Source organism: Propionibacterium acidifaciens DSM 21887 (genome assembly GCF_000426605.1).
Lineage (GTDB): Bacteria > Actinomycetota > Actinomycetes > Propionibacteriales > Propionibacteriaceae > Propionibacterium > Propionibacterium acidifaciens.
Map to the genome: position 1 here is coordinate 40,732 of NZ_AUFR01000021.1, position 10,599 is coordinate 51,330.

Annotated in this window: 9 protein-coding genes and 1 pseudogene; 1 reads left to right on the forward strand and 9 read right to left on the reverse strand. The window is 74.3% G+C overall.

Annotated elements, in window-relative coordinates:
* Positions 1 to 226 precede the first annotated feature (226 nt).
* The 3 genes and pseudogenes from malQ to K336_RS15465 form a co-directional block, all read right to left on the reverse strand.
* Positions 227 to 2,338, reverse strand: a pseudogene (malQ, locus tag K336_RS15460) (4-alpha-glucanotransferase); the annotation flags it as partial.
* Between the two features lie 126 nt (positions 2,339 to 2,464).
* Entirely contained in the window at positions 2,465 to 3,424 is a 960-nt protein-coding gene (locus tag K336_RS0108390; protein ID WP_021798271.1) for an RDD family protein, read from the reverse strand.
* Positions 3,425 to 3,477: 53 nt separating this feature from the next.
* Positions 3,478 to 4,869: an MFS transporter gene (locus K336_RS15465; RefSeq protein WP_051245546.1), complete on the reverse strand. Its 1,392-nt coding sequence runs from the start codon at positions 4,867 to 4,869 to the stop codon at positions 3,478 to 3,480.
* A gap of 102 nt (positions 4,870 to 4,971) precedes the next feature.
* Here K336_RS15465 and K336_RS0108400 point away from each other — a divergent pair, with 102 nt between their 5' ends.
* Complete coding sequence (locus K336_RS0108400; RefSeq protein ID WP_028706776.1) at positions 4,972 to 5,235, forward strand: DUF3039 domain-containing protein; 264 nt, start codon at positions 4,972 to 4,974, stop codon at positions 5,233 to 5,235.
* A gap of 15 nt (positions 5,236 to 5,250) precedes the next feature.
* Here K336_RS0108400 and K336_RS0108405 read toward each other — a convergent pair whose 3' ends face one another.
* The 6 genes from K336_RS0108405 to K336_RS15470 all read right to left on the reverse strand — a co-directional run.
* Positions 5,251 to 6,213: a cation diffusion facilitator family transporter gene (locus tag K336_RS0108405; protein WP_021798270.1), complete on the reverse strand. Its 963-nt coding sequence runs from the start codon at positions 6,211 to 6,213 to the stop codon at positions 5,251 to 5,253.
* Between the two features lie 133 nt (positions 6,214 to 6,346).
* Positions 6,347 to 7,363, reverse strand: a complete 1,017-nt coding sequence (locus K336_RS0108410; protein WP_028706777.1) for an SIS domain-containing protein — start codon at positions 7,361 to 7,363, stop codon at positions 6,347 to 6,349.
* A gap of 4 nt (positions 7,364 to 7,367) precedes the next feature.
* Complete coding sequence (locus K336_RS0108415; protein WP_021797503.1) at positions 7,368 to 7,568, reverse strand: Trm112 family protein; 201 nt, start codon at positions 7,566 to 7,568, stop codon at positions 7,368 to 7,370.
* Between the two features lie 83 nt (positions 7,569 to 7,651).
* Positions 7,652 to 8,479 carry an HAD-IIB family hydrolase gene (locus K336_RS0108420; RefSeq protein ID WP_028706778.1) on the reverse strand — a complete coding sequence of 276 codons (828 nt, stop codon included), beginning with the start codon at positions 8,477 to 8,479 and terminating at the stop codon, positions 7,652 to 7,654.
* 114 nt (positions 8,480 to 8,593) lie between these two features.
* Positions 8,594 to 8,956, reverse strand: coding sequence for a DUF3499 domain-containing protein (locus K336_RS0108425; RefSeq protein ID WP_043150614.1), 363 nt, complete (start codon positions 8,954 to 8,956; stop codon positions 8,594 to 8,596).
* Positions 8,957 to 9,026: 70 nt separating this feature from the next.
* Positions 9,027 to 10,599: ABC transporter (locus K336_RS15470; RefSeq protein WP_051245547.1), on the reverse strand; the 1,573-nt coding region annotated here is incomplete at its 5' end.

Consider the following 10,599-nt stretch of genomic DNA (forward strand, 5'->3'; position numbering starts at 1 on the left):
GCTCACGGGATCATGCTAGTGGTCGGCCCGCGACGGCTCACCGCCCGCGCCTGCGGCGCCGGCCGCCCCGCCGCGAGCCGGACGAGGAGGAGGGCGGACGCCTCTTCGCCGTCCACGGCCGCGCGCCGGCGCGCCCCGCGGCCCCGGACCCGGAGCCGCGCCGCCCCACGGGGCGCGACTCGACGAGCGGGTCGCGGGCCCACGGCGCCGGCGCCCGGGCGAACCCGTTGAGCACGGCGGCCAGGCGCATCGGGCGCTCCATGGCGTAGAGCTCCTCGAGCAGCAGCGGCCGCCCGTCGGGCCCTCCCAGCGGCACGCGCCAGTTCGGGTACTCGTCGGTCGTGCCGGGCTGGTTCTGGATGCGCTGCTCCCCCACCGCGTCGACGAGCGTGACGTTGAGCACCCTGCTCGGGGTGCGGGTGAGCATGCGGTACAGGCCGAGCACCTTGGCCTCGGTCTCGTCGGCCACGGACCCGTCGAGGGCCCCGGCGTCGCGCAGATAGGACATCCAGCGCTCCTGCTCCTCGTCGGCCGCCCGCTCCTCGGCCTCGAGCGACTCGGTGAGCAGACCCAGTTCGTGGCGCAGCCTCACGTGCGACTTGTCGAGGTAGCCCGCCGTCGGCGGCAGGTCATGGGTGTTGACCGAGGCCATCGTGTACTCGCGCCAGGACTCCATGGCCCGGGGCAGGCCGTTCTCCTCCTCGAACCACAGCACCGAGGTGCCGAGGATGCCGCGGCCCGCGAGGTACTCGCGCACCCAGGGCTCGACGGTGCCCAGGTCCTCGCCGATGACCATGGCCTGGGCGCGGTAGGCCTCGAGAGCGATGATACCGATGAGGGCCTCGTGGTCGTAGCGCACGTAGGTTCCCTCGCGGGGGCCGCAGCCGGCGGGCACCCACCACAGGCGGAACATGCCGATGATGTGGTCCATGCGCATGCCGCCGGCGTGGCGCAGGCAGTTGCGCACCATCGTGCGGAAGGGCGCGTAGGCGAGGTCCTCGAGGCGGTCGGGGCGCCACGGCGGCTGCCCCCAGTCCTGGCCGAGCTGGTTGTAGGCGTCCGGCGGGGCCCCCACCGACACGCCCTCGGCGTAGACGTCCCGCATCATCCAGGCGTCCGCGCCGGCCGCGCTGACGCCCACCGCCATGTCGGTGATGATGCCCACCGACATGCCCGCGTCGAGCGCCGTCTGCTGGGCCCGGCCGGCCTGCACCGAGGCGATCCACTGCATCCAGCACTGGAAGTCGACCTCGTCGGCGTGCTCGGCGCGGAAGGCGTCCACCTGCGGCGACGTCGGTCGCTGGTACTCGGCCGGCCACAGGCGCCAGTCCCGCCCGAGCTCCTGGGTGAGCGCCGCCCAGATGGCGTAGTCGCGCAGCATGCGGCCCTCGCGGCGGCGGTAGGCCTCGAACATCATCTGCCGGTGGTCGTCGCGCCCGGCCGCCCAGATGATGCGCAGGACGCGGCGCTTGAGCGACCAACAGATGCCGCGCTCGATGCGCTCGGCGCCCCTCAGGCGCCCGGCGAGTTCCGCCTTGGCGTCCTCGACCCGGGTGCGATCGGTCTCGTCGAGCAGGGCGTACTCGGCGACCGCCTCGGGGCGGATGTACATCGGGTTGACGAACAGCCTGCTCGTCGGGAGATAGGGGCTGGGTTCCAGCGGCTCGACCGGCTCGGCCGCGTGCACCGGGTTGGTGAGGACGTAGTCGGCGTACTGCTGCGAGGCCGACCAGCCGGCCAGCGCGCCGAGGTCGTAGAAGTCGCCGATGCCCCACGAGTCGGCCGAGCGCACCGAGTAGAGCTGCACGGCGTAACCCCAGACGCGCCGGTCCCCCATGGAGCGGGGGAAGCCGAGGAAGGGCGGCGAGACGACGAGCGTCGTCTCCGCCCGCAGCTCGTCGGAGACCAGCTGGATGCGGTGGTAGCCCAGCGGCAGGTCGGCCGGCAGCTCGAAGCTCGCCTCGCCCACCATGCGCCCGTCGACGAGGCGCGCCGGTTCCCAGTTGTCGATCTGGGTCAGCTCGCGCAGCCGGCCGTCCTCGAGACGCACGCGGAGCCGGGCGGGACGGCCGTCCTCGACGTGCACGTCGACGCGCGAGGCGCCGCCCGCGCGCATGACGACGACCGGCGGCAGCGCGCGGCGCCACGGTCTGTCGGCCTGGACCCGGACCGCCTCGGCGGCGGCCTGCGGCGTCGCGGCGTCGACGCCGAGCGCCGCGAGCACCCTCACGACCGTCTCGCGGGTGACGTCGACGCGGTTGCCCTTCCAGTCCCAGAACTCGGTGGAGATGCCGAAGAGCTCGGCAAGACGATTCAACGCAGGGTCGCTCAGGGCCATGGGGCCACCCTAGCGAGCGTCCCTGCGGCGGGCGGGACAGGACCATTGACCGGCCGCGGCGCCGTGGGCGGGTCCCCGCTCTGCGCGGGTCACCGGCCGACGGCGCCCACGGGGCCGGGGCGCGGCTCAGGGCCGGGTCGAGATGACCTGCGTCCGGGCGAACCGGTCGTGGAGGGTCTGGCGCTTCCCGTTGGCCAGGCCGTAGATGATGTCGACCGTCTGGAACAGCGGCCCCAGGGGGCTGATGAGGGTCACCGGCACGAAGCCCACGAGAGTGGCGGCGTACCAGACGCCGTTGCGCAGGAGACTCGTGCTCCACGGCAGGGCGACCGGGCCCCGCCCGTGCTCGGCCGGCACGACGCGCAGGCCCATGGCCTGCTGGCCCAGGCTGGCGCCCCGGAAGCGCATGAGGAGCGTGAAGTAGGCGAAGCCGAGGAGCAGGGCGAGGACCCCGTAGACGTACCACTGGGCCGTGACCCCGTAGACGGGATCGGCCGGGCTGCTCGGGTAGTTCGTCGAGCCGCTCGAGACGGCGGACATGACGTCCTGCTCCCAGCGCAGCATCGCGTCGGTGATGTCGCCGAAGAAGACCTGGAGCACGACGACCTGGAGGACGGTCATCAGGACGCCGTCGATGAGGAGGGCGACGAACCGGGCGCCCCAGCCGCCGAGCCGCACCCCGTCGGCGGTGACGCGGCCGGTCGGGTACCCGAAGCCGGCCTGTGAGCGCCAGGGGTTCTGGTAGTCGCCCTGCTGGGGCCGGGGACACCCGCCGGGCTGGGGGGCGTAGCCGCCGTAGGGGGGCCGGCCCTGGCCGTACGGGTCGTACGGGGACTGGTCCTGGCCGTACGGGGGCTGGGCGGGCGCCGGGGCGGCGGCCGGGTCGGGGCGCGTCTGGTGCGTCCACCGGGCGCCGTCCCAGAAGCGCTGGCCGGTGCCCTGCGGGTGCGGGTCCGCGTACCAGCCGGCCGGGGGCAGCTGCTGGGCGGACTGCGGTCCGCCGGCACCGCCGCTCAGCGGATCGCCCGTCCGCTGATCGCCGGGATCGGGGTTCGGGCTGTGGTCATTGCGGGGATCTTCGTTCACGCCCTCAAGGATGCCATGCCGCGGCGCCCCGCCGCCGGAACGGCGCGGACCGCTCAGGCCGGGTCGTGCACGGGCCCGATGCGCAGCGCCGCGACGAGGCCGACGACGGCGGCGGCCGTCGTCACGGCGAGCACCCGGCCGAAGACGACGGGCCAGTGGCCGCCGCCCGCGCCGAGTGCGTAGGCCGAGCCGGCGATGCCGGTGATGAGAGAGGTGAGCATGCCCTCGGAGACCTGGAGCGAGGAGGTGTGCCGGCCGAGCGCCGCCGGCTCCGACAGGGCCATGACGGCCAGCGAGGTGCTCGACACGATGAGGCCCATGCCGAAACCGCCCGTGCCGTAGCCGAGGACGAGCACGGGGACCGGAAGGGCCGGCACGAGGACGCACACGAGCATGAGCGCGATGCCGGCCGCGCACAGCCGGGCGCCGAGGACGATGATCCGGTCGCGGCGCAGCCTGCCCCGCAGCCACGGTCGGGACTGGGCCCATGCGCTGATGGCCCAGGCGATCGAGCCGGTGCACAGGATGAGGCTCGCGCGACCCAGGGCGATGGCGTGCTCCTGGGTGAGGATGAGCAGCAGATAGGTCTCGGACGCGATGAAGGCGCCGTTCCCGAGGCCGCGGGTGACCATGACCGAGGGCAGCCCCCTGCCCAGGCTCAGGAAGCCGGCCGGCATGAGCGCGGGGATCGCCAGGCGCAGCAGGACGACGGCCGCGAGCGCGACGACGAGCGCCATGAGGTCGAGGCGGTGCCCGGCGTACTGGATCATCGCGGCCCCGGCCGCCGCGACGCCGGCCGCCCACAGCGGCACCGGCGCGTCGCCGGAGCCGTCGTCCGAGCCGATGGCGGCGAGGTCCCGCCCGCGCACCCGCTTCAGCGGCGCCCAGCTGACGCCGAGGGCGAAGACGACGACGGGCAGCAGGCCCCAGAAGACCCAGTACCAGCCGAGGCGCTCGGTGACGAGGGCCGCGACCGGTGGGCCGATGACGCTGGGCAGCACCCAGCAGAACGAGAAGGCCGACATCATCGCCGGCCTGCGGTCGTCGTCGAAGACCCGGCCGATGAGCACCATGAGGGAGACACTGGCGAGGCCGGCGCCGAGGCCCTGCACGGCGCGCATGGCCAGCAGCATGCCCACGGACACGGAGGAGCCCGCACCGACGAGGCCGAGCGCGAAAACGGCCATCCCGCAGATCATCGGGGGGGCCGAACCGATCCGGTCGCACAGGCGCCCACCGACGACGATGGCCATCACCTGGAAGATCATGAAGGTCGTGAACGCCCAGTCGTACAGGTCCATGCGCCCGAACCGTGCGGCAGCGGACGGCATGGCGGTCAGCGTGCCGTAGCTCTCGAACGCGGTGGCGAGGACGGCCGTGAGGATGCCGATGACGAGCAGCCGGCTCGCGCCGGGGCCCGTCGGATCGGAGGTTCCGGTGGTCATGGCAGCCCATCACATCACAGCGCCCCACCGGGGCCCATCCCCCGGACCGCGATCCGGGGGATGGGCCCCGCGACCCTTGCCGGGGTGTGGGACGATGAATCCATGAGTCAGCTGGCACCGGGTTCGGAAACCATCGTCAGGCAGCGCACCCAGCCCACGTACGAGGAGGGCGACGAGGAGCGCTTCAGCCACTACGTCCCCAAGGCGAAGCTCACCGAGGCGCTCGTCATGGGCACGCCCGTCGTGGCCCTGTGCGGGAAGGTCTGGGTGCCCACGCGCAACCCCGACCGCTTCCCCGTCTGCCCGACCTGCAAGGAGATCTGGGAGCAGATGAGACCGGGCGAGGACAAGGGCCCCGACCGCTGAGCCCGGGCCGGAGGGTCAGAACCTGCGCCGCGTCGGTCGGTAGCCGGAGCGCCTGATGTCGGGCTCCAGGTAGATGTACTCGCAGCGCGGCTCGGCGCCGCGCACGGTGCGCTCGGCGGCGTCGATGACGGCGGCGACGTACTCGGCGCTCTCACTGCGGGTCACGGCGATCTTCGCGGCGAGGAGGATCTGGTCGGGGCCGGTGTGCACCGTCTTCATGTGGATGACGCCCTCGACGCCGGGCGTGCTCGTGAGGGCCCCGATGATGCGGGACTCGGTCTCGGGGCCGGCGGACTCGCCGAGCAGCAGCGACTGCATCTCGTGGCCGAGAAGGACCGCGACGGCGACGAGGAGCACGCCGATGAGACCCGAGCCGATGCAGTCGAAGAGGCCGTTGCCGGTGACGAGGGTGAGGACGATGCCGACGAGGGCCAGCACCAGGCCGGCCAGGGCGGCGGTGTCCTCGAGGAGGACGGCCGGCAGCTCGGGCGACTTGGTGGCGCGGACGAAGCCGAGGAGGCCCCGGCCCCTGCGCTGGGCCCGGGTCTCGTGGAGTGCGGTGCGCAGGCTGAGCGACTCGGCGACGGCGCTCACGAGCAGCACCGCGACGGGCACCCACCACCAGCGGGAGCCCATGAGCTCGTCCCCGTGGCCGGCGAGCACCTCGGAGGCCTTGTGGACCGCCTCGTAGAGGGCGAAGAGGCCGCCGGCGCTGAACAGGATGATCGAGACGAGGAAGGCGTTGATGTAGCGCTGGCGCCCGTACCCGAAGGGGTGCGCTGCGGTGGCCCCGCGGGCGCCCCGCCGGCCGCCGGCGAGCAGCAGGACCTGGTTGCCGGTGTCGGCCAGCGAGTGGATGGCCTCGGACAGCATCGAACTGGCCCCGGTGAGGAGCCAGGCGATGAACTTCGTCGCGGCGATCGCCAGGTTCGCGGCGAGCGCCGCGATGGTGGCCTTCGTGCCGCCTTCTTCACTCATGGATGTCAGGGCCTTCGCTCGTGGGGATCGGAGATGGGCGCGGGGCCGCCGCGCACCGGCCATCCATTGTCCCCCCTCGCCGGAGCGGCGCCCGCCGGGCCGGCGCGGGCACGGCGTCGGGCGAGGGCGCGACTCAGGGCCGGCGGCCGGACAGGCCCAGCTCCAGGTAGGCGGCGCCGTACAGGCCCTTCTGGCGGAGCGTGACGTAGCGGTCGAGCGCTCCCCCGTCGTCGGCGAGGACGGCGCACACCCGCACATCGTGCAGCTCCGCCGCCGCGACGAGACGATCCCGCTGCTCGTCGCCGGCCGGGCTGCGCTCGCCGTCGTCGAGGATCACGAGGACCGGGCGCAGCCGGGCGGGCCCGTCGTCGGGATCGGCGAAGGGGTCGTGGGCGGGCGCGCCCTCGATGACCGGCAGCAGCTCGGCGCTCACCGCGGCGAGCGCGGGACGGCCGCTGGCCCGGCGCAGCGCCTCGGCGACGCGCCGGGCCGCTCGGGCGGCGAGCACCGAGTCCCCCCAGGCGAGCGGCATGGCGTCGGCCAGCGCCAGGGCCAGGTCCTTGGCCGGGTTGTCGGACAGGTCGTGGAAGGGGCTGGACTCCTCGGCGACCATGTCGGCCCTCTCGGCGACGTCGCCCGGGCGCACCGGCGGACACAGCCCGAGCTCGTGCAGGATGCTCACCGCCGCGACGGCACTGCCGAGGGCGTCCTCGCTGCGGGTGCGGATGCGCACCGTCGAGGACGAGTCGGCCGCCCGGGCGACCTGCGAGTCGGCGGGTGCGGCGACGATGACGGCCGCGCCGCGGCGCACGGCCTCGGCGCTGCTGGAGACCTCGTCCGGGCCGGCGCCGACGGAGCCGGCGAGCACGACGACGAGGTCGAGCGGACCGGTCCAGGCGGGCAGCCCGGCGAACGGCCAGGCCACGACGGGCACCGGGCAGCAGGGCTCGAGCAGGGCGCGCACGAGGCGCGACTCCGGGCCGACGATGACGACGCCGCGGGGGCGGTAGCCGGGGCCGAGGTCGGGTCGGACGAGCTCGGCCGCGTCCATGCGGATGCGGGCGCCGGTGCCGGCGAGGGCGCGCAGCGGCGCGTCGACGCGGGTGAGGGCCTCCTGGTCATCGAGCAGGGAGTCGTCGAAGTCGCTCATCCGCTCACCTGGACGGGGTCGGACGGGCCTCGTCGATGAGCAGCACGGGGATGCCGTCGACGATCGGATAGGCCAGGCCGCAGTCGGTGTCGGTGCACAGGAGCTCGTTGCTGTCGTAGTCGACGGCGAGCTTGGCGTGGCAGCTCGGGCACGCCGCGATCTGCAGGAAATCGGGGGACAGGATCACATCGGCCTCAGCGGGCATCTGCTGGCTCCTTCGTTGCGTTCAGGGTCCATGATGCCCCATCGCGGACGCCCCTCGGCGCGACCGGGCTCCCCCGGCGCGCCTCAGGCGAGGGGCTCGAGCAGGTCGAGCAGCTCGTCGCCGGGACGGCGCCCGGCGGCGAGCACGGGGATGAGGGCGCCCAGGTAGTCGAGCGTCTCGTGGTGGTCGGCGACCTGGTGGCAGGGCACGCCGATGGTGCGCACCGGATGGTCGTTGCCGCCCGGCATGAGGCGGTCGCCGACGAAGAGGATCCCGGTGAGCGGGATGCCGGTCTGGGCGGACAGCTGGTTGATGCCGTAGGCCTTGTCGATGCCGCGGCGGGTGATGTCGATGGAGGTCGAGCCGCCGGCCCGCACCTCGAGGCCGGGCAGGTCGCCGGCGATCGCCGCGCGCAGGGCCTCGCGCTTGGCGCCGTCGGGGTCCCAGGACCTCTTGACGTCGACGGGGGCCTCCTGGCCGAGCGCCGAGTAGGTGATCTGGCTGCCGCGATCCTCGATCCGCTCGCCGTCGACGGTCCCGTCGGGCTCCCACAGGCCGAGTTCGGCGGCGCGGTGCTCGATCGAGTCGATGGCGGCCCGCCGCTGGTCGGGTTCGAGGTCGTGGGCGTACAGCTCGCACCAGGCGCCGTCGACGAAGCGCATGTAACGGGTGCCGCAGGTGGGCATGAGGTGGAGCCCGCCCAGGTCGGCGTCGGCGGGCAGGCGGTCGAGCACCTGGGACCTGAACTGGCCGAACTGTCCGCCCGAGATGATGCACACGGGACGCACCGCCAGCAGCGCGCGCAGCGCGGCGCCCATCCCTGCCGGCAGGGGCGACTTGCTGGGGGCGAGGGTGTCGTCCAGGTCGAAGGCGATGAGGGCGGGGAAGCCCTCGCTGAGCTCGTGAACCATGGCAGCCACCCTAGACCAGCGGAGGGGGACGGCCCGGCTCCTCCCGCGGGGACGGGGGATCATCGGGGACGAGCCGAGGGCCACCAGGCGGGGAGGGCCGGCCGGACCCGGTGCTCAGCGCCGCCGGTCCGCGATGACGCGCAGGTGCCCGCGGTGGGCCAGCTCGACGACGCCGCTCTCGTCGGGCGCCGCCGGGGCCGGCTCCTCGGCCAGCCCGACCTCGCGGACGGCGTTGGCCAGGGCGAGCAGGTCGTCCTCGTCGGGGGTCGGCGGCCGGCCGTCCGGGGCCTCGACGCGGATGACGTCCCAGCCCCTCGGCACGCTCATCGACTCCGCGTGGCGCGCGCACAGGTCGTAACTTCCCGGCTCGGCGGAGACGGCGAGCGGGCCGAGGACGGCCGTGGAATCGGCATAGGCGAACGTGAGGGTGGCGACTGCACGCTCGTTGCAGCCATTGCGCGAGCACCGACGATCCATCACCCGCACAACGGTAGTCCGCCCCCGGACCCGGGCGGTCACCGGCACGCGCCGCGGAACCGCCGCCGTCTCAGCCGGTGAAGCGGTACAGCCGCCAGGTCAGCCCGCGGCCGTCGCTCCACTGCCGCACCATCTCGGCCCGGCCGGCGCCGTCCTCCCACATGCCCGGGTAGCGCTCGGCGACGGCGTCGGCCGGGGCCGTGTCGGGGGAGGCGAGGAGGGCGTAGGACACCCCGTTCAGAAGAGGATCCGCCAGGAGGGCGTCGAAGTCGCCGTCGACGGTGATGACGTAGACCCGCGGGTCCTCGGCGCTCAGGACGACGGGGAACGAGTAGGCGACGTCGGTGATGACGGCGCCGCGGCCCAGGCCCATCGCCGCGATGTCGGCGGCGACGCGCCGCTCCATCGGGTACTGGCCTGCGGCCGCGACGTCGACGGCCCGGGACTCCTCGCGGGCCAGCCTCGGGTTCCGCTCGGCCCTCCAGGCCAGCGGCAGGGAGGCGACCATCGCCAGAGTCAGGGCGGCGGCTCCCGCCCGGCGCGCACGACCGGGCCGGGCCCCGCCGGTCAGGACGCCGGCCAGGTAGCCGGCGGCGGCGACGCCGAGCGGGACGGCGGCGATCTGGAAGCGCAGCCAGCCGAAGGACATCCCGCACGAGAAGACGAGGTTCTGGAAGGCGAGCACCGAGCCGAGCACGCACACCGGCGACAGGAGGGCCCGCTCACCGCGCCGCAGCGCCACGACGAGGCCGACCAGCGCCAGCGGCACGGCGAGCGGGGCCGTGTTCACGAGCTGCTCGGCCATGTAGCGCAGGTGGGCGAACGACCCGGCGCCGCTCACCACGTCGATCGTCCCCCGCCCGGCCCCGACCTGGGCCGAGTTGCCGTACTGGGGCGCGAAGGTCGCCAGCCACGAGCCGACGACCGCCTCGCTCGCCAGCGCCCACAGCCCGAAGGCCGCGACGACGGGCCCGGCCGCCAGGACCGTGTCGACGAGCGCCATGGCGGGGGCGCCCTTCCCGCCCCTCGACCGGCGCCAGCTCACGACGAGCACGAGGACGCCGACCGCGAGTCCGGCCGCGAGCGCCTCGTAGCGCACGAGGTAGGCCACCCCGGCGCCGACGCCCACATGGACGAGCTGCCACGGATCGGCCCCGGTCAGCCAGTCCACGAGGTGGACCGCCACGTACAGGCACACCACCAGGAGCATCGCCTCGCTCGCCCCCGCCGCCGAGCCGAGCAGGACGAGCGGGTGGAGGGCGAAGACGGCGGTGAGCACGAGGCGCATCGCCGGGCCGGCGCCCAGCCGGCCCAGCAGCCGGTGCATGAGCGCCACCGAGCAGGCCCCGCACAGCGCCGAGACGAGGCACCCGGCCAGCGCCCTGGACGCCAGCGCGGGCCACAGCGGCGTGGCGAGGAGCAGCGGAATGGCGGCGAGCGAGGGCAGCGGGTTCCACACGAAGCCGATGGCGGCCAGGTGCGGATCCCGGCTGAACAGGACGTAGTAGCCGTTCGCGACCCGGCTCATCGCGTCGGGGAAGACGAGGTCGTGGGCGCTGAGCCACAGGGCCACCGCGAGGTAGCAGACGAACGCGGCCGCCCCCGCCCGGCCCCCGGCGCGGCGCCCGCCCCCGTCGACGACG

Coding starts and splice junctions, on each gene's coding strand:
- K336_RS15465 (WP_051245546.1), bottom strand. CDS start 4,869: ATGACCACCGGAACCTCCGATCCGACGGGCCCCGGCGCGAGCCGGCTG.
- K336_RS0108400 (WP_028706776.1), top strand. CDS start 4,972: ATGAGTCAGCTGGCACCGGGTTCGGAAACCATCGTCAGGCAGCGCACC.
- K336_RS0108405 (WP_021798270.1), bottom strand. CDS start 6,213: ATGAGTGAAGAAGGCGGCACGAAGGCCACCATCGCGGCGCTCGCCGCG.
- K336_RS0108410 (WP_028706777.1), bottom strand. CDS start 7,363: ATGAGCGACTTCGACGACTCCCTGCTCGATGACCAGGAGGCCCTCACC.
- K336_RS0108415 (WP_021797503.1), bottom strand. CDS start 7,568: ATGCCCGCTGAGGCCGATGTGATCCTGTCCCCCGATTTCCTGCAGATC.
- K336_RS0108420 (WP_028706778.1), bottom strand. CDS start 8,479: ATGGTTCACGAGCTCAGCGAGGGCTTCCCCGCCCTCATCGCCTTCGAC.
- K336_RS0108425 (WP_043150614.1), bottom strand. CDS start 8,956: ATGGATCGTCGGTGCTCGCGCAATGGCTGCAACGAGCGTGCAGTCGCC.